A 22,628-nucleotide genomic window follows, 5' to 3' on the forward strand; every position below is an offset into this window, starting at 1 on the left:
GGGTTTTTTATGGGGTAAAGATTTACTTATACAGGTCGGCACTGATTGTGTAGCGATTGCCTCTTTCCTGCCACTCTCTGGTGATGTGATAGTACTTAGCCCCTTTCTTTCCCGCTTCCTTAGCAACAGCTTCGGAGATATCCGTCGGGGAAGTAAAATTGTCCCGCAGGGTAATAGAATCAAACGGCGCCATTTGGGCGGCGGTGGCATTGTTCAACTCCTGAACCTTTTTGCCATTATCCAGGGTGACAGTGTAACGGTTATTGGGTGAGCTTTGCGTCTGAAAGAAATTACCTACTTTATTACTTAAACTGGAGGAAAACGCTACACCAGGAATTTCCACTTTAGAAGCTGCCGCACCGCCTTCCGCTAAAGCAGCTTTGCCAGCATCAGAATCTGCCGGGATAACATCGGGACTCTGAACCCGACGCTTAGGTGCATCTTTTTTATAAATAAACGCCGTAATACTCTGACTATTGCCATCAGAGTTGATATCGACTTGTCGCACAATAAAGAATGAGTATGCGCCTTTTGCTTTTGCCGCGTTGGCTATGCTTTCCTCGATGTCTGGCTGATTAGAAAAAGAGCCATTAACGGTTACGGTATCATAAGGTTCCAGCTTGACGGCTTCATTTTTGGGTAACTCTTTAACACCGTTAAATTCCCGATAAACGACATCGTGGGTAGCCGGAGGCGCATCTTTATGGTACAGATCTACCGTAACAGCCCATCGCCCACCGTTAACTTCCGAAGTGCCCTGAATATAAAACGCGTCAGCCCCATGTTTGTCAGCCTGTTTGGCAGCATCTGCTGCGGCTTGATAGATGGCGTCATAGCGTCCCATGAACGTGATACGCTCAAAGGGTTTTATTGATTGTGCTTTTTCTGGAGTAAGTTCCTGCGCAGCCTGCGCCGAAAACGTTAATATTGAAAAGAGGGTGGATGCAATAACGCTGGTTTTCAGCTTCATAAAAAATCCTTTCTTCTGACGTAATACGGTTAATTCGTACTGGCCACTCTAGGTTCTATGTTGTAGCGGATGATTATGACACGGAACAATCTCCATTGCTTCAGCATTTTAAGTAATATCCTAGAGGGAGTGGCTACGAATAATGGCGATAAATTGGCTGCAATGAAAACGATTAATAATAGTAGTGAATGGTATTTTTTGCATCATAAAGCGTATTTATAGACATTAGCATTATTTAACAAGCATGTAACACGTGGTTTTTGTGAATTGGTGCAGAATATTGTTATGTTATTAATGCTAAAAAAGCGTGTAATAAGTGTTATATCTGACCGAAAATTGGGGTTGTCACCCGCCATAACTCCGCTTTTAGCACAAAATGGCTTTACATGTGGATTATCAATCATATTTTCAGTAGGTTATAACTGAGTTTGCCGTCATGGCAATGGGGTTGAACAGTGGCGGTAAACTGTTTTTCACGTGGGTGACAATAATAGATGGTCTTCGTTAAAAAATAAGCGAAAAGGGATTCAGTATGCGTATTGGTGTACCAAAAGAACGGTTGACCAATGAAGCCCGGGTCGCAGCTACACCGAAAACGGTGGAGCAGCTGCTGAAGTTGGGTTTTGAGGTCGCAATAGAAAGTGGAGCAGGGAAACTTGCCAGTTTTGACGATTCTACTTATGAACAGGCTGGTGCGACCATTCTGGGAAAAGAGGATGTTTGGCAAAGCGATATTATCCTGAAAGTCAATGCGCCGCAGGATGATGAAGTTGAGATAGTCCGTGCAGGCAGCACGATAATCAGCTTTGTCTGGCCGGCTCAGAACCCTGAATTACTGCAAAAGCTGGCTGAGCGACAGGTAACGGTATTAGCCATGGATTCAGTGCCGCGTATTTCCCGTGCGCAATCCATGGATGCGCTCAGTTCAATGGCCAATATCGCGGGTTATCGTGCCATTGTGGAAGCTGCACACGAATTTGGCCGCTTCTTTACTGGGCAGATTACCGCTGCCGGTAAAGTGCCTCCGGCAAAAGTCATGATTATTGGTGCTGGTGTGGCGGGTCTGGCGGCAATTGGTGCGGCGGGCAGTCTGGGGGCTATTGTCCGTGCGTTTGATACACGACCTGAAGTGAAAGAGCAGGTCAAAAGTATGGGGGCCGAGTTCCTCGAGTTGGATTTTGAAGAAGAGGCAGGCAGTGGTGATGGCTATGCCAAAGTCATGTCTGAGGCTTTTATCAATGCCGAGATGGCCCTGTTTGCGGCGCAAGCCAAAGACGTGGATATCATTGTCACTACTGCATTGATCCCTGGGAAGCCTGCACCACGTCTGATTACCAAAGAGATGGTATTGAGCATGAAGCCTGGAAGCGTAGTCGTCGATTTGGCGGCGCAAACAGGCGGTAACTGTGAGCTTACGGTCGCCGATCAGGTTACGCTTACGGAAAATGGCGTCAAAATCATTGGTTACACCGATCTGCCGAGCCGTCTACCAACCCAATCTTCACAGCTCTATGGCACCAATCTGGTGAACCTGCTCAAGTTGTTGTGTAAAGAGAAAAACGGTGAAATAGATATTGATTTTGAAGACACCGTTATCCGCGGTGTTACCGTGGTTAAAAATGGCGAAATTACCTGGCCAGCGCCGCCAATTCAAGTCTCAGTCCAACCGCAGCAAGCGAAACCCGATGTGGTAACGGAGAAAAAGGAAGTCAAAAAGTCTTCACCATGGAATAAATTCATTTTCATGGCGGTGGCTATTGCGTTGTTTGGCTGGTTGGCTAATGTGGCTCCAAAAGAATTTCTCTCGCATTTCACCGTGTTTGCACTGGCCTGCGTGGTGGGATACTACGTGGTGTGGAACGTGAGTCATGCTCTGCATACCCCGCTAATGTCGGTCACCAATGCAATATCAGGCATTATTGTGGTGGGCGCATTACTGCAGATTGGCCATGGTGGATGGGTATCGTGTTTATCCTTCATTGCCGTATTGATCGCCAGCATTAATATTTTCGGTGGTTTTACCGTCACTCAGCGCATGCTGAAAATGTTCCGCAAGAATTAAGGGGTAGCACATGTCTGGGGGATTAGTTACAGCAGCGTACATTGTCGCTGCCATTCTGTTTATTTGTAGTCTCGCTGGGTTATCCAAGCATGAGACATCCCAGCAGGGAAACATTTTCGGTATTACCGGGATGGCTATCGCCTTACTGGCAACGATTTTGGGACCTCATGCCGGCAATATCGGCTGGATCATCATCGCTATGCTGATTGGTGGCGCGATTGGTGTCTATCTGGCACGTAAGGTGGAAATGACTGAAATGCCGGAACTGGTTGCCATTTTGCACAGTTTCGTGGGTATCGCCGCAGTACTGGTAGGATTCAACAGTTTTCTTGATCACGGAGAAATTACCGATGCAGTAATGGTAAATATCCATTTGACGGAAGTTTTCCTGGGGATCTTTATTGGTGCGGTGACCTTTACCGGTTCAGTGGTGGCTTTTGGTAAACTGCGCGGCCTTATTTCCTCTAAGCCGTTGATGTTGCCTCATCGTCATAAGATGAATCTGGCGGCGCTGGTCGTTTCTTTCCTACTGCTCCTGTTATTCGTAAATACTGGCAGTGTTGCATTGCAGTCCATTGCGTTGTTATTGATGACCGCTATTGCGCTGGTCTTTGGTTGGCATCTGGTGGCATCCATTGGTGGTGCGGATATGCCAGTGGTCGTTTCAATGCTGAACTCCTACTCTGGTTGGGCGGCGGCGGCGGCGGGTTTCATGCTGAGCAACGATCTGCTGATTGTCACCGGGGCATTAGTCGGCTCATCGGGTGCGATCCTGTCGTATATCATGTGTAAGGCGATGAATCGTTCTTTCATCAGTGTAATTGCCGGTGGATTCGGGTCTGATGGTTCTTCTACCGGAAGTAGTGAAGAAGTGGGAGAGCATCGTGAAACGTCTGCGGAAGAGGTTGCAGAGTTGCTGAAGAATTCCAGTTCGGTGATTATTACTCCGGGGTATGGAATGGCGGTGGCACAGGCACAATATCCAGTGCATGACATTACCGACAAGCTGCGAGCTCGGGGTGTGAAGGTTCGTTTTGGCATTCACCCGGTTGCTGGACGTTTACCTGGGCACATGAACGTGTTGCTGGCTGAAGCCAAGGTTCCGTATGACATCGTGTTGGAAATGGATGAAATCAATGATGATTTTGCTGATACCGATACGGTGCTGGTTATCGGTGCTAATGACACGGTAAACCCGGCGGCACAGGAAGATCCGCATAGTCCGATCGCAGGTATGCCGGTGCTGGAAGTGTGGAAAGCACAGAATGTTATCGTCTTTAAACGTTCAATGAATACCGGTTATGCAGGTGTTCAGAATCCACTGTTCTTTAAAGAGAATACTCAAATGCTGTTTGGTGATGCCAAAGCGAGTGTGGAAGCGATTCTGAAAGCACTGTAACGGGTGGATAGGCTATAGCGTTTCATTGAAGGGTGCACAATCAGGGGAAATTAACCCCCTGATTGTCAATAAACCCAGGTATGAGATCGGAATTTTACTCTGTTTTATCCTCGTTATTATCGTTTCCCTGAACGATTGGAGAAACGAAATCCTCGGGTTTTATCGCCAGCAAATCGCATTTTAGGTGATCAATAACATGCTCGACAGTGTTACCGATAAAGGCGGCGGACAGTCCTGTACGACCCAGAGAACCCAACACCACCACCCCAGCCTGTAAGTGTTCCGCTAGATCAGGAATGACTTCTTCTGGCAGCCCTTTTTCAACATGGGTTAGTCGTTCATCCAGATTAAATTTCTGACGTAGCGCTTTCATGGCAATCAAATGTTGCCCACGAATGGCATCGTTGTAGACACTGGGGTCAAAATCAGGCAGTTCAATGGCAATATTGATGGGGGTTACCGGGTAGGCACCAACAAGATGGACTTCTGTTTGGTTCACCTGCTTGGCCAATTCCAAGGTTTCGGTAACCAGTTTTACATTAAGTGGGTCGTGATAAGGGTCTTCACTCGCCAGATTGACAGCAACCAAAGCGCGTCCGCCTTCCGGCCAGGGCTGATCTTTTACCATCCATACCGGGCAAGGACATTTACGCAACAGTTGCCAGTCAGTAGGTGTAAAGATAACGGCTTCCAGCCTGTCATGCTGGTGAGCCATTTTGAGCAATAGATCATGCTTCCCGGTAATGACTTCCTGAATGATGGCTTCAAAGGGTTTATTGTGCCAGACCACTTTAATATCAATAGAAACGCCTGCATCAATATAGTGTTTGCATTGTTCTGCAATCCATTCAATACGTTGAGCGATGACGCCCTGTCGCATCTCTGTTCGTTCATCGGGTGAGAGCAGAGTGGTCATTTCGTAAGAAAAGTCGTAAATAGGCAGGAACGCCTTGATACGGCCGCCAAGCCGTTGAATCAGGTAAACAGCGCGACGTAATGCCGGTTGGTCATCTTGATCAGGGTCAATAGCTACCAGTAGGTTCTGATACTTCGCCATAGGGTCCTCCTAACGACTGTCAATCCACAGCCAGTAAATTAAGAGTACCTCAATGAAATCGCTTTGAACAACTGATGATGGGCGCTGGATCAATAATTCAGAAAAATCATTGATCCGGCAATAGGTTAGGCGTTGCTTTTGGCAGCACCCGCCAGCTCGGCCAGCGTCTCATTGTTTTCAATAGTGATATATTTCCCTTTCACCGCTAACATGCCGCTTTTCTGGAAGCGTCCCAGCAAGCGACTGATAGTTTCTACCGTCAGTCCCAGGTAGTTGCCAATATCGCCACGGGTCATGGTGAGACGAAACTCGCGCGGAGAGAAACCGCGTTGGGCAAAACGACGCGAGAGATTATAGACAAATGCCGCCAGACGTTCCTCGGCATTTTTCTTTGACAACAACAGTATCATGTCCTGATCGCCTCGGATTTCACCGCTCATCAGGCGCATTATCTGCTGGCGCAAATTGGGCATTTTACCGGAAAGGTCATCAAGTGTTTCGAAAGGGATCTCACAGACCATAGACGTTTCCAGAGCTTGCGCAAAACTGGGGTGCAGGGCACTGCCAATCGCGTCAAACCCCACCAGGTCACCGGCCAAATGAAAGCCGGTGATCTGTTCGTCACCCTGTTCAGTAATTGTATAGCTTTTTATGGTGCCGGAACGAATGGCGTACAGCGACTTGAGTTCATCACCCGCTTTAAACAACGCTTGTCCTTTCTGGATTGGTTTTTTTCGTTCAATGATATTGTCGAGTTGATCCAGCTCGTGCTCGTTCAAGGTAAACGGAATGCAAAGCTGGCTTATGCTGCAATCCTGACAATGAATTGCACAACCACCAGACTGAATGCGTCGAATTATTCGCTTTTCCGGGATCATAGATTTTGCTCAGGCAATAATTGATATTGGTCAATTTTAACAGCTTTTATTGCGCCTGATAAGAGCCCTTATTCCAAGAACAGATTTATAAATAGTGAGCTAACTAATGTTTTAAGCGACTATTTATCGAAAAGGGATGCTGCGGGCGGGTGTTGCGTTGTATCATTAATTTTATAGCGAAAGGTTTTCTGTGGCAGTAAATACCGTTTATTTCGTGGAAATTCTCCCCGCCTTTGACGGGCGGGGAGGAAATTAGAGGCGAGGTCCTATAAAACTTTCCGCCCTACGATTTGGATAATGTTGAAATATTTTCCGGCCCCTGCCTGCATTATGGGAATCATTTTTTGAGCATGCCAACTGGGTGATTGCAGATATTCATCCCATGCCTGCTGGCATGAGTTCATTTCGCGCAGTATGGTAATTTTTATGCCCGGTTCTTTTACCCATAAAGCCTTCCACCAGTTACAGGAATAAAAATACCAGTCTGGTGTCCAGAAAGGTTGAACCTCCTCCGGCAACTGATCTTCTGGGTAGTCTTGTATAAATCCAGGTACGGCAACCGCTATCAGTCCATTTTTTTTTACAAAAGGCAGGAGTTTCGACAGCATGGCTTCGTTACTGCCGAAGTACTGATAAGCATCCACACTTATGATCATGTCAAAGTATTCATGAGCAAATGGGATCTCTTTCGTTGCATCGACCAAAAGAGGAATTATTTTGGATTCAAGCCCCAGCCCCGCGAACCGCTTTGCGTTTTCGGTAGGGGAGATCCATAAATCGGCTGCAAACACGGTCACATCATATTTTTCCGCAAGCAGAATGGAAGAAATTCCCGTTCCGCAACCGAGGTCGAGAATACGCATTCCCGGAGAAATGGGGAGCATATTTGCCATTTCTTCCATAATGCGCATGGCATTCGGCCCCATCATCGTTTCCAGAAGAAACGATTTGTCATAGTTGTCGGTAAAAGGTGTGCTCATCGTCATATTCATGACTTACTCCTTAGCGATTGTCCGGCTGGGCGCGAACGTTGTTCAGCCCGGTGGTATTGATGCGGTAGGGCTGACCATTGACAGACTTAATCAGCTTTTTAGTTTTGAGTTTTTTGAAGACGGCAAGTGTGCAGTCGCTGAGCAACAGTCCTTCGCGGCTGTAGCATTCAACGGATGTGACGCGGCCTGAATCATTACGGACGTGCATGATACGTCCACCTTTGGCGAGAACATGTAAGGTACGTTGTTCCTGACGGGATAAATTCATACTGAAAAACCTGCTAATCATCATGTGCAAAAACGAACTAACACCCGCAGGTGTTTGCGTAAGGTTTAAGCGCAGCGATAACCAGTCCGGCCTGAGAAGGTCGGGAAGCTGATTATCTGATGATTACATTCTCCAGCATCAAAGCCTCGGTATGAGATGAACGGTATTTACACTGTCAATAATAACACGCTCCACATAATGCCTCCAGGTAGATACGGGTTATTTCATGGTTCAGATGTACGCTTTCCTTCAATGGGGTTAAATGCCGAGAAATCTTGGGGTTGTGTGACAACGACAACGAATTATACATCTCACAGACACACAGCTCTTTGGTCTCAGGTATATTCATATTTAAATGAGGGAGGATGAATTAATGCAATTTAATTTTCTAAGTAAGCGTGTGATCTATGGAATGTTGCTGGCGCTACCACTGTATGGCTATGCGGATCAGAATAATGCTGATGTTATTGCCGGTTATACCACTCAGGATTTGGCTGCTGCATTACCCACTTCGGCCGATGGATTAAAACGGCGTAGTATTAACGTCGACCCCGCCAGTCATGCCGTTGAGGCCGAATATATTGAATCAGCGACCAAACGCAAAGCGCTGGTTACCCTTTATGCACTACCTATGGACAGTAACGGCAAAATACCTGAAGCAAAAAACGAAGGTGAGCCTTATCTGAAAGCTGTGCTTGCCAGTGCCGAGAAAGAGATGATTCGCCAGCGTATCAGACCGGAAAAACGGGAATTGGTGACGGATTCCGGGCTTACGTTTAATTGTCTGGAGGCAATGATTAATAATAAGGTGCTGCATTTATTATGCGCGACCACCGTTAAAGGGCGGGTGATGGAGGTTCAGCCGGTGACCGTCGTTGATGATAAAACATTCGATGCAGTTAGCAAAAAGAGTGATGATTTAATTGCGGCGCTGGCCAGGAGTGTGGTGGGTTTCAAAAAGTGAGGGATTCATCCTGGCATAAGTGGACACTTTTTATGCCTTCCGGAACGCTTGATGGATGTCATCAAGCGTTCCGTAGGTATTTGATTTTTCGTTGACTCACTGACGTGGTATGACGCATGAAGTGTTATAGATTATTCGGGAAATCAGCTGGTAACTCGTTGGCTGGGCAGTTAATCACACTGTCATCGTTCTCACCGCAGTCACGTATAAAGGTGATAGTGGCAAATTCATCAATCACCTCTGTTGGATAAGCCGGGCCTGCCTCGCGGTAAGCTTCCATTTCAGCGATATGATCATTCTGGAAGCACACGGTTTTCTCCGGGTTATTGATAACCCAGCGAGGGAAGAAGATAGTGCCGTGGAAAATCCGCTCACTCAGATTGATGGACAGGCTAACATCCGTTCCAGTAGGCTCGGTCCAGGAAACCTTATAGACCTCACTGGCAATACGCACGAGATAAACTAACTGATCTTTGACCCAACGGTTACCGACGATACCGCTGTGAATGCGGTAGTCTATGGTTTTCGCGTTTTTAATGTAAATCTCATAGTTCCAGCCATTATCGTAGGTATAAACCAGATGCTTACCTACAAACCCATTCAGATCATGCTGATTAAAACTTGGCATCGTTTGCCCTCCGTTTATGATGCAAAAAGTATATATATGAATTAAATTGATTAATAACGCTGTTTTTAATGTTATTTAATTCAAAAATTCGATGAATCAATGTTGACTAAAACCACACTAGAACAATGGGAATTATTGCGCGCCGTGATTGAATATGGCGGTTTTGCTCAGGCAGCCGAAGCATCTAATCGCAGCCAGTCGTCAGTGAGCTACCAGATTTCCGTATTGCAGAAACGGATTGGCGTGCCATTGCTAAAACAGGTGGGCAGAAAGGCCGAGCTCACTGCACAAGGGCAATTACTGTTGTCACAGGCATTGCCCTTATTAGCGGCTTTTCGAGATTTGGAATCCCGTGCGGAGGGATTAAAACGAGGAGTGCGAGCCCGGATTGACTTGATCGTGGACTGTATTTTCCCTAAAAATCATCTATTTGCAGTATTACGAGCGTTTCAGCAGCGTCATCCGTTGACGCAAGTACACTTAGCCGAAGTGTTGCGTAGCGAAAGTCCGGCACAATTAACTGATAAGGATGCGGATATCTGGTTGATAACACAACCTGCTGACGGGATAACCCGTGGTCGGCTATTAATGGACATAATGTTTGTCGCCATTGCACACTGCGATCATCCTCTGCATCAGATTCCGGCACCGCTTTCCAATAATGATCTGGCACGCTATCCACTTATTGAATTTGTTGACCGACGCCAGCAAAAGAACAGCCGTCGTATGCCCGTCGCGGCAGAAAATTGGACGTTTACTACCGTTGAAGCAGCAATTGAAGCGATTACTCACGGGGTTGGTTATGGCTGGTTACCTGAATCGCGTATCCGACACTGGTTGGACTGCGGTGAGCTGAAACCGTTGCCGTTGATTCAGGGCGCACGCCGTGCGACGTCGTTGTATTTGGTGGTAAATGAAGAGAAACAGTTTTTTGATCAGGAAGTAAACACCTTGGTACAACTACTGATGGACGAAGTGTCAGATGCAGTGGGTTGACATTCGTGACAATGTCACGAATGTCACGGCTGTCACGGCTGATAAAGCGTCTCCTGTGGAAAAAGTCACCTTGTATAGCCGTCACCAACTATGGTTTGCAGCGATTTTAGCAGCCGGAAACTCAATGGCTTCAGTTCGATTGCCAGTTCATCAAGTTGGGGTAGATCATGCTGCCTGGCCGCGTGTTCTATCCGTTGCAATAGTGCTACCAACTCATCGCAACCAAAGTTGCTGCTTTCACCTCGTAATTTATGTGCTTCCTGCTGAACTGTTTGTAGTTTACGTTCGTTAATCGCGGTATGAAGCGTTGTGATCGAATCCGGGAACCTTTGGATGAAAATGCCTGACAACTCTTTCATTAATGCGGTATCGCCATAAAAGCGTTGTAATAGCGTCTGCTCATCCAGCGTCTCACTTGTGGGATCAGGTAATGGCGTAAGTTTCTGCTCTTGAGTCATCACCCGGTGAATTTCCTGCTGTAGTGCCTTCATGGTAATAGGTTTGGCAAGATAACCGTCGAAACCGTGTTGCAAACAATACTCCCGGTCCCCCTGCATGGCATGAGCGGTTAGCGCGATGATGATATGGTGCTGTAATGCGGGCTGATGGGACTCCATGTCGCGGATAATCTGTGTGGCTTTTCCGCCATCCATTTCCGGCATTTGCAAGTCCATAAAAATCAGGTCGTAACTAGTCTCATCGAGTTTTTCCAGCACTTCCATGCCGTTGTTGGCAACATCACATTGATGGCCCAGCTTATTCAAAAAATTGACCGCCAGTTTCTGATTTACCAGGTTGTCTTCCGCCAGCAGTATGCGGTAAGCCTCCAGGGAGTCTGGCTGGGGCGTTGCCGGTTCCTCTGGCACCGCCAGACAGTGCTTTCCGGTAAACGATTTGACGATAATGTTGAACAGTTCGCTCTGCGCGATAGGTTTACTGAGAACGTGGGACACACCAAGCGCTGTTAATGCGGTCGAATCCATAGCGCGACCCATGGAACTCAGCATGATGAAAGTACTATTGTGGAACGCGGGCATAGCGGAAAGAGTGGCGGCCAGCGATACACCATCCATGTCAGGCATCTGCACGTCGAGCATAATCAATGGAAAATCACTGTTGCTTTCCACCAGTGACAGCGCTAATGCGCCACTGCTGACTGTAATGGGGCGGAGTCCCATATTGCGCAGCATATCTTTCATCAGACGCAGGTTAGTTGCATTGTCATCCACCACCAGTACCGGTGTACCGAGGAGTTCGGCGGGAAGTACCAATGATCGGATATCAGTATGGTGGGAAAGGGGAAAAGGCAGGGTAAAGCTAAAGGTACTGCCTTCCCCTGGCACGCTTTCGACCACCAGTTTTCCTTTCATCATTTCCACCAATCGGGAAGAGATTGTCAGCCCCAGACCGGTTCCGCCGTACTTGCGAGTGGTGGATGCATCGACCTGACTGAAGGATTCAAAAATCAGTTTCTGTTTTTCGTCGGGAATACCAATACCGGTATCATGTACCAGAAACAGAAGACGGTCGTTGTGGGGGACCAGGCTGATTTTCAGTAAAATTTCGCCATGATGAGTGAATTTCAGTGCATTACTGACCAGATTGTTTAGCACCTGACGTAAACGGAGGTTATCACCCCGTAGCATCTGTGGAACATCTTGAGAGATATCGACCAGCAATTCGATGTTCTTCTCTGTCGCGTCCGGCATAAAAGGGCGGATTATTTCCTGAATAAAAGGGCGTAGCTCAAAATCCTCTTCATTCAGGATAATCTTTCCCGCTTCAATTTTGGAAAAATCGAGAATATCGTCAATGATGTGTAACAGGGAGCGAGCGGAGTTATACACCATGGTGATGTAATCATGCTGTTCATGGGTCAGTTTCGTATCCAGACAAAGTTGCGCCATACCTAAAATACCATTCATCGGTGTGCGAATTTCGTGACTCATGTTTGCCAGAAACAGACTTTTGGCTTCGTTGGCGGCTTGCGCGGCGGCGGCGGACTGACGTGAGAACGCTTCAGCTTCCTTACGGTTGGTGATGTCCTGCATGGTGCCGATAACACGTTCTATTTTTCCTTCTATCGTCAAGCTGCTGATTTGTCCGGACAGCAGCATCCAGCGATAGTGACCGTTGAAATGCCGAATACGGATTTCACAGTCAAAAATAGGAAGTCGTTGGTTACTGGCGGCATGTAACAGATTGGAGACGGTTTCCCGATCATCAGGATGGGTTAGCTCAGCCAGCAGGTTGGAAGAGTAATACCAGGCGATGCGTGGATATCCGAGCAATGCCAAAAAAATATCACTTACCTGCAAAATATCTTTTCTGGCGTTCCAGTCCCACACGCCAATATGAGTGGATTCTGCTATCAGCAAAAAATCTTCATGGAGTTGTTTGCGAGAATTGAGGACTTCAGTGTAGCGGGTAATATCGGTATGCAGACTGACTCTGCCTCCATCCGGTGTATGACTGATCTGAATAAACAACTTGCGGTCAGGTAACTGCCGAACTTCGTAGTGTCTGTCCAGACGACTGCGTTTTACCAAGGCATCAATTAATGATTGTCTGTTTTCTGTGTCATCTGAAATATATCCGGCAGAAACGAAACTGGCGACCAGATCATGAAGGGTGATGCCTACTTTCAGCACATCCTTGACTTCCGGATAGAACTCAATGGCTTTTTGGTTAAACGCTATCAGCCGGTCATCTGCATCATAAACCAGTATGGCGGCATTCAGATGATCAAGCGCAGGGGCAAGTAGCTCAGTCATAAATCTCCCTAAGACAGATTGTTGGTAGCATCCCTTTAATGACGTAATTACGTAGCACAGTGTTAACTGAAACATGAGCTAATGGTGAAAGTAATTTAATGAGTGTAGTCGTCCATTACGCTTATGGCGCATTATGAAAGTGTTTGACGAATAAAACCCATTTGGTCTGTGTAACCAAATGGGTTCAGGAACGGTATCTAAGAGAGGACGGCATTATGCTCAGGATGAACAGCGTCGGAATGAGAAGATATTCAGGCAAAATAGCACGCTTTGAATGGCATCATCGCCGCGCCGACTACGGAAGGATCGCCTGGGATCTGACTGATCAACATACGCGGATAGTAGGCGTTGCATCCATAGCGCTGTATCTGGACCGTCAGTGGAATCTGTAACAGCATTTCTCCCAGCGCATGAGGCAGTTCACCACCGAACACAATGGCTTGCGGATCGATTATAGCGCGCATGGCATCAATAGCCCGATTAAGATAAGGGCCAACTTCTTCCACCCACTCGGCGACGCCAGGCCAGTCAGGATTGAAGTCGCGCCTCAGGGCACTGACGGAATGGATATCAATACCACGGTTGTTCAACCGCTTGATGAGTTCTCCCAGTGCCGGACGGGAATGGCTCTCTTGTGCGGTATAAATACGGCTTATTTCACCGGCATTTCCAAATGAGCCAACAAATGGTTTGCCATCAATAATAATGCCGCCGCCAAAACCGTAATTAAAAGAAAAATAACCGAATGTGGGGTAATCCAATCCAGCGCCGAGTAGGGATTCTCCCAGTGCACCAGTCGTGCCGTTATTTTCCGTCCAGACTGCCATATCGAACAGGGCGTGTAACTCATGTCTAAGATCTACCAGCGACCAGTCACGTAAAGGTTCGGGAGCATTAAACATACGCATTTCCCCTATCAGGAAACCCGCCATGGCAAATCCGACACCAACCACATCTGATGCAGAAATATGTTTATCCAGCAGTGCCTGACGGACACGATCTTTTAGCATGATCATGGCTCGGGCACGGTTATCAAGCGGGATATCCAGTACCTCTTCATGAATAACATGGCAGGCAAAATCACACAGGCAGAAAGAGACGCTATCCGTATTGACGGAAATGCCGATGCTATAGCGTGCTGTAGACATTAATGTCAGTGCCGGACTGGGTTTGCCGCGCCCATGAACAATGGTTTCTCCCAGCTTCAATAAACCGCGTTCCAGCAAGGCGTCAATAATGCGGTGCACGGAAGGTTGAGTAAGGTTGGTTAGTGGCGAAATAGCTGAACGCATCACGTTTTTATGACGGCGAACTATCTCCAGTACCATCCGCTCATTTACTGACACGCTGTCATTACTCTTGCCATTCAGCAGAGGCATGTTATGGATTTTTTCATGGTTATTCATCATCAGTCGAAAGTGCATTTCCGTTGTATTTGAACATGTTCCTGCCGTGTTATCACGATCCCGAAAGTAACGGGGAACTCAGTTGGGTATTGCATTGTTAATTATTAAACACAATGAATGATAAATGAATTTTTTTTATTTAAAAACAAAAAATATGAGATTAAAAGTGGATTTATTTAATGGCTATAAATAAATATATTTTATTTTTCAGTAAGTTATTTTAATTAAATTTCTATTCACTTTTATGAAATATAATTGAAATTATTATCATTCACAATGCATTATAAATGAAGAATCAAGAAGCATAAAGAGTGATGACATCAATATATACCCAATAGATTGCGAGCCGCAGGACGGTGGCAAATGAAGGAATCCCGATGAGCAAAAGGTGAGTGATTTGGGTAACAGAGCGCCACCAGTGCACCTGAAACTTGCAAGATGGCAGGCATACCGTGACAGAAATTGACGCTTTGTTTAAGGAGATACAAACATGAGTAAGCTAGCAGTCGATGGTGTCAGCCTGCGCTTCGATAATACTCCGGTACTGAAGGAGATATCATTTAAGGTCGAGGAAGGGTGTTTTATTACGCTTCTCGGCCCTTCGGGATGTGGGAAAACCACTTTGCTACGGGCCATCGCCGGGTTTATTCCTCTGGATGCGGGGAGTATCCATATTGGTGGGAAGAATATGGCGGGGGTGACACCGGAACGGAGAAATACTGCGATGTGCTTCCAGTCTTACGCACTGTTTCCTCATTTGACCGTAGCGGAGAATATTGCCTTTGGCCTGAAACAAAAACGATTCCCACAGAAAGAGATTACCTATCGTGTTATGGAAACGGCGCTGAGCGTGTCGTTGGCCGGGCATCTGGATAAATTGCCGAGCCAGCTCTCCGGCGGGCAGCAGCAGCGCGTAGCACTGGCCCGTTCTATGGCGGTTCGGCCTGATGTAATGCTGTTTGATGAACCCTTGTCCAATCTGGATGCTCGGCTACGGGAACAACTGCGTCTGCAAATTCGAACACTTCAACGTAAACAGGGTTTTACTGCTGTGTATGTGACGCATGATCAGGCGGAAGCGTTGGCGATGTCCGACGTGGTCATTGTAATGGATGCCGGCACCATTGTGCAGATGGGAACACCACAGAATATCTACTATCAGCCGGTAAATCGGTTTGTGGCTGATTTTGTGGGTACTGCCAATATTATGATTGGCAATGTAATTGCCAGTGACGAGGTCGGCGGTTGTTACCGAATCACCACTGTGCTGGGTGAAATGATAGTAACGTCTGACGAACCGCCGTTGTTTACTCGCGTTTATGTCTGTTGGCGGCCAGAAGATGCGGCTTTACTGCCCGAACGGAGCATAGGGCAAAACATTTTTCCGTTAAAGATTAAGCGACAAATATTTCTCGGTAATCTGACGGATATTGAGGGGTGCTCTGACAATAATGATAACGCTACATTCCGTGTGCAACAGCTGGGATATAAACCGCTGACAGAAGGGACGATCTATTCTTTCTCCGTTGCTTCCGACAAGCTTCATTTCCTGAAGGAGAAGGTGGCATGAGATCGCCATGGTATGCCTATCTGCTGTTACTTCCAGGGTTGGGAACCATTATTGTGCTGATAAGTGCCGTGATTGGCATGACTATCTCCCAGTCGTTTGGATTCTTTAACTTTGCGGGGCACAGCGGTTTTTCGTTGCATTTTTGGCAAACCATCCTGAATGACTCCCAGCTTTGGCGTGCCTTTTTCTATTCGGCACGTATCGCCGTACTGAGCGCCATATTCTCTATCGGGCTTGCCTATCCAGTGGCTATCTGGTTGCGCAAGCCGTTTCCGGGGTCATCCATGATTGGCGCATTATTGAAAGCACCGCTGCTGGTGCATGGGCTGGCAGCCGCGTTTCTGTTTGTGAATTTCATTTCTTATCAAGGTTTTCTTAATGCTGCGTTGGTGAAACTCGGTCTGATTGAACGCCCGATACGGATGCAGAACGACACCTATGGCATTGGGGTGATCTTGCTGCAAATCTGGAAACAGATGCCGATGGCTTTGCTACTCCTCACCGGTTCCGTGCAAGCAATCAGTAGTGATCTGCTGGATGCGGCTCGCAATTTGGGTGCGGGTCGCTGGGATCGGTTTCGTCGCATCATTCTACCGTTGACACTGCGTGCGTTGCAGACAGCCACAGTATTGATTTTCATTGGTGCGGCTGGCGATTTTTCGTTTCAGGTAGTGGCCGGGCCTGTCAGCGTTAATTCCATGGCACAGTTCATGTTACGCACTCAGCAAGAGAGTGCCGCTGGCTGGAATATGGCGGCGGTAGTGGCCGTCATGCTGATGCTGTTATCCCTGTGTGGTGCTGCCCTGATGGCGCTGTCTGTTCAGTCATTTGTTAAAATAATAAGGAATTGATTTAATGCCACGTACCCGTCTGGATACCCTGAACAAATTGTTGGTTCTAGGGATACTCGCACTAGGGATGGTCTGGATAATTCTACCGTTTGCCATGGCGGTGTTGTGGTCGCTGGTGGACCCGGCTCACCCCTGGTCTTATCCGGCAATTTTCCCGCCGAAGCTATCGTTTGAACGCTGGATAACATTGTGGAATACCACATCGTTACCGTTGACGCTGATGCACAGTTATTTGCTGGCCCCGACGGTCACAGTGATAACCTTATTGCTGGCATTGCCTACGGCATATGCCTTTGGACGGCTGACTTTTTATGGCAAGAATGTTGCCTGGCTATTGACACTGTTACCGTTGGTATTACCCAGTTTTGTGATTGCGGTCTTTTTTTCATCGTTGTTAACTCGGTTCAACATCTATTCACGTTTCATCGGGATTCTCATCGGTCATACGGTACTTTTTCTGCCTTATGCCATCCGTATCCTCAGTGTTTCTTTCAGCCAGGTTCGGCAGGATTTGATTGATGCCGCTCGCAATCTGGGGGCATCCAGGCTGGCGGTGTTCTGGGTAGCTCATTGGCCAATACTGAAATCAGGTCTGCTGGCATCTTTGATCATCGTGTTTGTTCTCTCAATTGAGGAGTTTTCTGTCTCCTTTATCATTGGCGCCCCTGATTTTATTACCGTACCGACCATGCTCTATTCGTATCTCGGATATAACTTCATTCGGCCTGACGCTGCCGTTGTCACGCTTATTCTGGTCGTCCCCAATGTACTATTGATGCTGATTCTGGAAGGTTTCCTGAAAAATGTCACACCAACAGCATTGATTGGAAAAGGCTAATGACGACAGTTACTGTTAAGGAAATCTACCGATGCTAAAGATTTTTACAGTCATGCTTCTGGTAACACTGTTTTTGCCATTTTCATGGGGATACGCCCAGGATCTGTCATCAATGCGCTGGGATGAGGTGGTGGCTGAAGCGCGTAAAGAAGGGCAACTTAACTGGTTTAACTGGTATTTTCAGGATCGTTTCCGACAGCAAGTGAAAGCGTTTGAATTGGAATACGGGGTTAAAGTCACGATTCCGGATGGTAGTTTACAGGCCAATATTAATAAATTATTGGCGGAAAAGAACCGGACTCAGGGCGATATCGATGTGCTTTCCATTGGTGCGGATCAGCTTGATTCTTTTGATGTGACGAAATTGTTCTGGGGTCCATTGCAGAACCGGCTCCCCGATAGCGAAAAGCTTCGTTTCAAGATGGCGGGGGTGGATTCGCATGGCTACGCCGTCGCATTTTGGGGAAATCAATCGGTTATAGCTTATAACTCGGCTCGATTAAACGAGGCTGATGTGCCACGAACACTGGATCAGTTTGAACGCTTTATCCAGAAAAACCCTGGCGAACTGGCCTTTAATGTGGAGAACGGTGGATCCGGACCGGCATTTATTGAAGCGATTACCCGCAAACTGGTGCCTGATGTGAATTATCGCCAGGGTGATGCCTCGCCAGATGTATTGCGTCGTCTGGCTCCGGCCTGGGCATGGTTCAACAAATATAAAGGCGATTACGTGATTACCGCCTCTAATGCTGACAGCATCACCCGCCTCAATGCAGGTGAATTCGAAATATCCCCTTCCTGGGAAGATTTTGTGCTCGGGTTACAGCATCAAGGTGAAATTTCACGGGACATCAAATTTTATATTCCTGATTTTGGCATGCCCGGTGGCGGCAACGTGGTGGCTATCCCGGCGAATGCCAAACATAAAGCGGCCGCGCTGGTCTTTATCTATTGGTTGACCCGCAGCGACACTCAGGCGCATTTCCATCAGGTATTTGGCTCTGCTCCACAGTCGAAGGATATGAATAACAACATTAGTCATCCTTCCACTGGACTTGATCGCGCCAAGTCGCTTGTCTGGGCAAAAAAGCCACTTGGGGATGAGATAAGAAAACAGTTTGTCGACAATGTATTGATGAAATAAACGCTGATTTTCATTCAGAAGTGCAGGTTAGCTAAAGTATCTGGCTACCTCTTATGCCTATACACCAGGGAAATATTATGTCTGAGACGATATGTCGCTATCCGCAAGAACATCGGATTGTGGTACCGGAAACGTTGATTGCACACCGTGGTGCGTCGACACTGGCTCCGGAAAATACGCTGGCCGCGATGTGTAAAGCGGCGGAGATGGGCGCCAAATGGCTGGAAGTGGATGTGAAGCTCTCGCGTGACCGCCACCCGGTGATCATTCATGATGACAAAGTCGATCGTACTACCAACGGTCAGGGGTATGTTGCCGGGCTGACGTTCGAACAGATTCGTTCACTCGATGCACGCGCTACGTTTGGCAGTGCATTCGCCGGGATCAGGATACCGTCTTTGCAAGAGCTGATTGAATGTGTATTGGAACTGGATGTTGGATTACAACTGGAGCTGAAACCTACTGCCGGGGATGATATCGAAACCGCAGAAATTTCGCTCAACATACTAAAAACCCTGTGGCCTGCTAATCGTGAACAGTTATTCATTTCCAGCTTCTCCATCCGTGCGATTCACGCTGCGGCGCGTTTGTTGCCGGATGTTCCCCGCGCATTTGCTGTTTCGGTGCCGCCACGAGATCCCCGGGCATTATTGCAGGAAACACACTGCCAGATTTTGCATTGTCAGGCACAACTGACGGATATCGAGGCGCAGAAACGGCTGGCTGACAGCGGTGTTGAATATGCGGTCGCGGTCATCAATGATGCCGGGCGGGCACGCGAGTTTCTTAACGGAGGGGCGCAGACTATTTTGTCGGATATTCCCAATCTACTTGGTTAATTAAGGGTGGTTCTTCATGTCTGAATTACAGCGGCGTTTTGAGACGGCTAACTCGGTGGTTGAAGAGGCTGCACAATTGGCACGCCAACTATTTGCCAAACGTGAAACCCTTATGCCGGAACAAAAGGCAGTGCATGATTTTGTCTCTGATGCTGACCGACAGATAGAACAGCTTATCTGGGATCGTCTGCGGCATGAGTTTCCCAACGATGCCCTGTTGGGCGAAGAAAGGGGGGATGACGTGAATGACACATTCTGGGTAATTGATCCGATTGATGGCACCAGCAACTTTTTACGAGGTTTGCCACTGTGGGGAATTTCTCTGGGATATGTCGAAAATGGTCTGGCGTTGGTAGGAGCCATCGTGTTGCCGATGCTAGGTACAGCACTTTCGGCGGCAGTTGGATGTGGGGTGTGGCGCAATGGCATGCCTTATAAACGGCAGGTGGATTTCCCAGAGGTTCGACTGGTGGGAATGGGGGACAGCGCAGGCTGGCCGATTACCGAAGTCATGCTGATGGATAGTTGCCTGCGGGATGAAGGATGGGCGGTGGCCAGATATCATTGTGCAACCATTGGCCTGAGTTTTGCCGCATTGGGGTTTACCGACGGTTATATCGAAAAGAATACCAGCATCTGGAATGTCGCCGCAGGCACGGTTATCTGCGCGGAAGCCGGGCTGGTGGTGAAGTATCACGGTGCATATATGACGGGCAAAATGAATATTTCTACCGCGGTACCGGCGGTTCAGAAAGTGGTAGAACCATTTTTTTATTCATAAGACTGGCGCTGTATAAGACAGCCTGATGATACCGAAGTGCTTAGCCATATTCATAATCTCTTCGGGAAACTGCCCACACACGGTTATCGATGTGCATGAGGTAGGAAAAATAGGGACTCTGACATTGTCCCTCAGCATGTCTCATCTGTTCTGCTTACTCCACTATTTCATCATGAAAGTTATTGTTATGGGGCCGGCCTCATACCCCTACGCTTACAATGAAAAGGCCCGAGTCAATGGAATCTTGAACTCAGGCCTTTAACTGTCCATTATTTGCGAACAGCGCTTCGCTTAATGAAGTGAAAGCAAAAAGCCGATCGCCACCAGTGCATAGAAGCCGGCGCAGATTAAGTCAAAGCTGCGCCGGGCGCGGTTAAGGTACTTTTCTGCCGTGTGTGAGGCGAAAATCAGCGCATACAGGCCAAATATCACTACGCCTAAAAGCGCACACGTCGCTACCAGAAAGTAGCCTTCCCACTGCGGAGCGCCACTCGACAGCCCCACGCTGGTGACGGTAAACCAGGTTAATGCAGCTTTGGGATTGCTCAAGTGTAACCCCAGGCCCTGCAGATAATAGCCGCGCAAATATTGATGCTGTCGCGTCGTCCGGGCAGAGAGATCGCCCGGACGAAAAGCGCTGCGCAACGCTTTGAAAGCCAGCCAGAGTAAATAGGTCGCCCCCAGCAGTTTAAGCCAGACCATAAAACTCTGCGAAGAGATCAAGATGGCTGACACACCCAGGGCCGTTAACATTCCCCAGCAAATTGAGCCTGAAATCACACCGGTTGCCAGCATCAGACCGGCTTTACGGCCATAATTCATCGCCGCATTGGCGATAGAAAGATTTCCCGGGCCCGGCGAAGCCGTACCTATGCTGTAAACCAGCAGTGCCGCAAAAAACGAAGACATATCCCACATACATTCACCCGACTAAAGAGCACTTCTGAGCGGTATCACTTGAAACAGCGGTGATCCGGTTCATTTTCCCGTACAGTTAACATCCAGTTTTTTAATTCAGACTGTTTATAAAGCCGCTCTCCCCAATGATATTCAGAAACCGGTAACGGTTTACCCTGAACGATATAGTCACACATCAATCGCGCAAATTGTTGCAGGCAGGAAATGCCAACGTGCATACGCAGTGAAGAAGCCGTTGCACCGGGGGCAATCGTAAAATTGGCAACGTCAATGATTTGTCCGCTGTCTACTGAATGGGCCATATGATGACAGGTTGAACCGTAGGTCTCATTACCATAATAAATCGCATAGTGCTGGCTGCCTAAACCCCGGTAACGAGGTGGGGCCGGGTGAAGGTTAATCGCCCCTTTACGCGCTCTTTTATAGATGCGCTCAGGAAAGATAAAGTCTCCGCGATACGAAATAATCCAGTCACCCTCCCAGTTTTCCAGGTGTTCTGGCCACGCATCACCGGGATCCCAACAGAATACTTCGACGTCTGAAAAGATCGTTTTCGCAAATTCAACGCCCAGGTCACACCAGTCCATGGTGCAGACTGAAAGTAATACTTTATCTTTACAACATAAGTCTTCAGACATTGTTCATCCTCTTCCTGTTAAATTTCGTCTTTTTACTTCAGATATAATTTTGAAAGCACTGTGGTGAACCGTTCGACCATCAGCGCCAGCTCGTCATCGCTGGCAATAAAAGGGGGAGCAAACAACATATGTTGCCCATTGACGCCATCGACCGTACCGGTACCGGGATACAGCAGCAGACCGTGCTCTAATCCTGCAGTTTTTAAACGTGACGCGAAGTGTTGAGGTGGTGTTAAAGGGTTCATGCTGTAGCGGTCAGTGACAAATTCAATACCCGTGAACAAACCTCGCCCGCGGATATCACCTATATAATCAAGACCGTGCAGCGACTCTTTCAGCATGGCCCGAAAAAATTCTCCAGCCCGATATATGCGTGGAAGTAGCTGCTTTCTGCCTGCAAAAGCAAGCCTGCCAGGCTTTTTTAGCCTGCTCAGATCACGCTTTAATTTCAGCCGCCAATAGCTCAACGGAAGAAATAGCAGAAGAGCTTTTTATTCTGATTGTCAGGGTCAGTGTCTCATCACCGATCCATATTTCTGGAACCTGCGTGTCTTTGAATTTTTTACGCCACAGTTACTTCCTTTTTAATGTCTTAAAACATGGGGTAAATTGAGGAGTCGTTCTTTTTTTCTTTTTTTTTCGAGAGAAAACA

General features: G+C 47.6%; 22 protein-coding genes. 11 read left to right on the top strand and 11 right to left on the bottom strand.

Translation table 11 applies throughout. The annotated features are described in order from the left end of the window. Nucleotides 1-22: 22 nt before the first annotated feature. A complete protein-coding gene (ydgH, locus tag CWC46_RS13345) occupies nt 23-970 on the bottom strand; it encodes a DUF1471 family protein YdgH (protein WP_021016073.1) in 948 nt (315 codons plus the stop codon). A 532-nt stretch (nt 971-1,502) separates the two neighbouring features. Here ydgH and pntA point away from each other — a divergent pair. Then, entirely contained in the window at nt 1,503-3,032 is a 1,530-nt protein-coding gene (gene pntA / locus CWC46_RS13350; protein WP_021016071.1) for a Re/Si-specific NAD(P)(+) transhydrogenase subunit alpha, read from the top strand. A 10-nt stretch (nt 3,033-3,042) separates the two neighbouring features. Continuing rightward, nucleotides 3,043-4,431: a Re/Si-specific NAD(P)(+) transhydrogenase subunit beta gene (pntB, locus tag CWC46_RS13355; RefSeq protein WP_021016070.1), complete on the top strand. Its 1,389-nt coding sequence runs from the start codon at nt 3,043-3,045 to the stop codon at nt 4,429-4,431. A 94-nt stretch (nt 4,432-4,525) separates the two neighbouring features. Here pntB and uspE read toward each other — a convergent pair whose 3' ends face one another. The 4 genes from uspE to CWC46_RS13375 all read right to left on the bottom strand — a co-directional run bounded on the left by uspE (nt 4,526) and on the right by CWC46_RS13375 (nt 7,626). Then, nucleotides 4,526-5,488 (bottom strand): universal stress protein UspE, encoded by a 963-nt coding sequence (gene uspE, locus CWC46_RS13360; RefSeq protein WP_021016069.1) that lies wholly within the window; start codon nt 5,486-5,488, stop codon nt 4,526-4,528. Nucleotides 5,489-5,613: 125 nt separating this feature from the next. Continuing rightward, nucleotides 5,614-6,366, bottom strand: coding sequence for a fumarate/nitrate reduction transcriptional regulator Fnr (gene fnr / locus CWC46_RS13365; RefSeq protein ID WP_021016068.1), 753 nt, complete (start codon nt 6,364-6,366; stop codon nt 5,614-5,616). 266 nt (nt 6,367-6,632) lie between these two features. After that, a complete protein-coding gene (locus CWC46_RS13370) occupies nt 6,633-7,358 on the bottom strand; it encodes an SAM-dependent methyltransferase (RefSeq protein ID WP_021016067.1) in 726 nt (241 codons plus the stop codon). Nucleotides 7,359-7,368: 10 nt separating this feature from the next. Beyond that, entirely contained in the window at nt 7,369-7,626 is a 258-nt protein-coding gene (locus tag CWC46_RS13375; RefSeq protein WP_021016066.1) for a YjhX family toxin, read from the bottom strand. Nucleotides 7,627-7,999: 373 nt separating this feature from the next. Here CWC46_RS13375 and CWC46_RS13380 point away from each other — a divergent pair, with 373 nt between their 5' ends. Then, nucleotides 8,000-8,590 carry a hypothetical protein gene (locus CWC46_RS13380; protein ID WP_021016065.1) on the top strand — a complete coding sequence of 197 codons (591 nt, stop codon included), beginning with the start codon at nt 8,000-8,002 and terminating at the stop codon, nt 8,588-8,590. A 124-nt stretch (nt 8,591-8,714) separates the two neighbouring features. Here CWC46_RS13380 and CWC46_RS13385 read toward each other — a convergent pair whose 3' ends face one another. After that, nucleotides 8,715-9,218 carry a phenolic acid decarboxylase gene (locus CWC46_RS13385; RefSeq protein WP_021016064.1) on the bottom strand — a complete coding sequence of 168 codons (504 nt, stop codon included), beginning with the start codon at nt 9,216-9,218 and terminating at the stop codon, nt 8,715-8,717. A gap of 99 nt (nt 9,219-9,317) precedes the next feature. Here CWC46_RS13385 and CWC46_RS13390 point away from each other — a divergent pair, with 99 nt between their 5' ends. Continuing rightward, nucleotides 9,318-10,214 carry a LysR family transcriptional regulator gene (locus CWC46_RS13390; protein WP_021016063.1) on the top strand — a complete coding sequence of 299 codons (897 nt, stop codon included), beginning with the start codon at nt 9,318-9,320 and terminating at the stop codon, nt 10,212-10,214. Between the two features lie 65 nt (nt 10,215-10,279). Here the strand turns inward: CWC46_RS13390 and CWC46_RS13395 are convergent, their stop codons facing one another. Both CWC46_RS13395 and CWC46_RS13400 read right to left on the bottom strand, forming a co-directional pair. After that, nucleotides 10,280-12,988, bottom strand: coding sequence for a response regulator (locus CWC46_RS13395; protein WP_021016062.1), 2,709 nt, complete (start codon nt 12,986-12,988; stop codon nt 10,280-10,282). A gap of 251 nt (nt 12,989-13,239) precedes the next feature. Further along, nucleotides 13,240-14,367, bottom strand: a complete 1,128-nt coding sequence (locus CWC46_RS13400; RefSeq protein ID WP_084297657.1) for an ROK family transcriptional regulator — start codon at nt 14,365-14,367, stop codon at nt 13,240-13,242. A gap of 517 nt (nt 14,368-14,884) precedes the next feature. On the opposite strand from CWC46_RS13400, the gene CWC46_RS13405 reads away from it, so the two are divergent. The 6 genes from CWC46_RS13405 (at nt 14,885) to CWC46_RS13430 (ending at nt 20,420) form a co-directional block, all read left to right on the top strand. Then, a complete protein-coding gene (locus CWC46_RS13405) occupies nt 14,885-15,964 on the top strand; it encodes an ABC transporter ATP-binding protein (RefSeq protein WP_021016060.1) in 1,080 nt (359 codons plus the stop codon). After that, nucleotides 15,961-16,815, top strand: coding sequence for an ABC transporter permease (locus CWC46_RS13410; protein WP_021016059.1), 855 nt, complete (start codon nt 15,961-15,963; stop codon nt 16,813-16,815). Before CWC46_RS13405 ends, CWC46_RS13410 begins: the two co-directional genes overlap by 4 nt. Before the next feature lie 4 nt (nt 16,816-16,819). Continuing rightward, on the top strand, nt 16,820-17,653 hold the full coding sequence (locus CWC46_RS13415) for an ABC transporter permease (RefSeq protein WP_021016058.1): 834 nt from the start codon (nt 16,820-16,822) through the stop codon (nt 17,651-17,653). 31 nt (nt 17,654-17,684) lie between these two features. Beyond that, the gene (locus CWC46_RS13420) at nt 17,685-18,800 is read left to right on the top strand and encodes an extracellular solute-binding protein (RefSeq protein ID WP_021016057.1); all 1,116 of its coding nucleotides are present in this window, start codon (nt 17,685-17,687) and stop codon (nt 18,798-18,800) included. Between the two features lie 77 nt (nt 18,801-18,877). Further along, nucleotides 18,878-19,639, top strand: coding sequence for a glycerophosphodiester phosphodiesterase family protein (locus CWC46_RS13425; protein ID WP_021016056.1), 762 nt, complete (start codon nt 18,878-18,880; stop codon nt 19,637-19,639). A 16-nt stretch (nt 19,640-19,655) separates the two neighbouring features. Beyond that, nucleotides 19,656-20,420, top strand: coding sequence for an inositol monophosphatase family protein (locus CWC46_RS13430; RefSeq protein WP_021016055.1), 765 nt, complete (start codon nt 19,656-19,658; stop codon nt 20,418-20,420). Between the two features lie 291 nt (nt 20,421-20,711). Here CWC46_RS13430 and CWC46_RS13435 read toward each other — a convergent pair whose 3' ends face one another. The 3 genes from CWC46_RS13435 to CWC46_RS13445 are packed head-to-tail and all read right to left on the bottom strand — an operon-like array spanning nt 20,712 to nt 22,317. Further along, nucleotides 20,712-21,338: a LysE family translocator gene (locus CWC46_RS13435; RefSeq protein ID WP_021016054.1), complete on the bottom strand. Its 627-nt coding sequence runs from the start codon at nt 21,336-21,338 to the stop codon at nt 20,712-20,714. Nucleotides 21,339-21,373: 35 nt separating this feature from the next. Further along, the gene (locus CWC46_RS13440; RefSeq protein WP_021016053.1) at nt 21,374-21,976 is read right to left on the bottom strand and encodes a formyltransferase family protein; all 603 of its coding nucleotides are present in this window, start codon (nt 21,974-21,976) and stop codon (nt 21,374-21,376) included. 32 nt (nt 21,977-22,008) lie between these two features. Beyond that, nucleotides 22,009-22,317: a PLP-dependent aminotransferase family protein gene (locus CWC46_RS13445; protein ID WP_021016052.1), complete on the bottom strand. Its 309-nt coding sequence runs from the start codon at nt 22,315-22,317 to the stop codon at nt 22,009-22,011. Between the two features lie 32 nt (nt 22,318-22,349). On the opposite strand from CWC46_RS13445, the gene CWC46_RS23005 reads away from it, so the two are divergent. After that, nucleotides 22,350-22,589 carry a hypothetical protein gene (locus CWC46_RS23005; protein ID WP_162300155.1) on the top strand — a complete coding sequence of 80 codons (240 nt, stop codon included), beginning with the start codon at nt 22,350-22,352 and terminating at the stop codon, nt 22,587-22,589. The last annotated feature ends 39 nt before the right edge of the window (nt 22,590-22,628 follow it).

Origin of the sequence: Prodigiosinella confusarubida (assembly GCF_002847015.1) — a bacterium.
Taxonomy (GTDB): Bacteria; Pseudomonadota; Gammaproteobacteria; order Enterobacterales; family Enterobacteriaceae; genus Prodigiosinella; species Prodigiosinella aquatilis.

Bases quoted from the DNA above. Each gene is read 5' to 3' on its own strand.
- ydgH (WP_021016073.1), bottom strand. From the start codon at position 970: ATGAAGCTGAAAACCAGCGTTATTGCATCCACCCTCTTTTCAATATTA.
- pntA (WP_021016071.1), top strand. From the start codon at position 1,503: ATGCGTATTGGTGTACCAAAAGAACGGTTGACCAATGAAGCCCGGGTC.
- pntB (WP_021016070.1), top strand. From the start codon at position 3,043: ATGTCTGGGGGATTAGTTACAGCAGCGTACATTGTCGCTGCCATTCTG.
- uspE (WP_021016069.1), bottom strand. From the start codon at position 5,488: ATGGCGAAGTATCAGAACCTACTGGTAGCTATTGACCCTGATCAAGAT.
- fnr (WP_021016068.1), bottom strand. From the start codon at position 6,366: ATGATCCCGGAAAAGCGAATAATTCGACGCATTCAGTCTGGTGGTTGT.
- CWC46_RS13370 (WP_021016067.1), bottom strand. From the start codon at position 7,358: ATGAATATGACGATGAGCACACCTTTTACCGACAACTATGACAAATCG.
- CWC46_RS13375 (WP_021016066.1), bottom strand. From the start codon at position 7,626: ATGAATTTATCCCGTCAGGAACAACGTACCTTACATGTTCTCGCCAAA.
- CWC46_RS13380 (WP_021016065.1), top strand. From the start codon at position 8,000: ATGCAATTTAATTTTCTAAGTAAGCGTGTGATCTATGGAATGTTGCTG.
- CWC46_RS13385 (WP_021016064.1), bottom strand. From the start codon at position 9,218: ATGCCAAGTTTTAATCAGCATGATCTGAATGGGTTTGTAGGTAAGCAT.
- CWC46_RS13390 (WP_021016063.1), top strand. From the start codon at position 9,318: ATGTTGACTAAAACCACACTAGAACAATGGGAATTATTGCGCGCCGTG.
- CWC46_RS13395 (WP_021016062.1), bottom strand. From the start codon at position 12,988: ATGACTGAGCTACTTGCCCCTGCGCTTGATCATCTGAATGCCGCCATA.
- CWC46_RS13400 (WP_084297657.1), bottom strand. From the start codon at position 14,367: ATGCCTCTGCTGAATGGCAAGAGTAATGACAGCGTGTCAGTAAATGAG.
- CWC46_RS13405 (WP_021016060.1), top strand. From the start codon at position 14,885: ATGAGTAAGCTAGCAGTCGATGGTGTCAGCCTGCGCTTCGATAATACT.
- CWC46_RS13410 (WP_021016059.1), top strand. From the start codon at position 15,961: ATGAGATCGCCATGGTATGCCTATCTGCTGTTACTTCCAGGGTTGGGA.
- CWC46_RS13415 (WP_021016058.1), top strand. From the start codon at position 16,820: ATGCCACGTACCCGTCTGGATACCCTGAACAAATTGTTGGTTCTAGGG.
- CWC46_RS13420 (WP_021016057.1), top strand. From the start codon at position 17,685: ATGCTAAAGATTTTTACAGTCATGCTTCTGGTAACACTGTTTTTGCCA.
- CWC46_RS13425 (WP_021016056.1), top strand. From the start codon at position 18,878: ATGTCTGAGACGATATGTCGCTATCCGCAAGAACATCGGATTGTGGTA.
- CWC46_RS13430 (WP_021016055.1), top strand. From the start codon at position 19,656: ATGTCTGAATTACAGCGGCGTTTTGAGACGGCTAACTCGGTGGTTGAA.
- CWC46_RS13435 (WP_021016054.1), bottom strand. From the start codon at position 21,338: ATGTGGGATATGTCTTCGTTTTTTGCGGCACTGCTGGTTTACAGCATA.
- CWC46_RS13440 (WP_021016053.1), bottom strand. From the start codon at position 21,976: ATGTCTGAAGACTTATGTTGTAAAGATAAAGTATTACTTTCAGTCTGC.
- CWC46_RS13445 (WP_021016052.1), bottom strand. From the start codon at position 22,317: ATGCTGAAAGAGTCGCTGCACGGTCTTGATTATATAGGTGATATCCGC.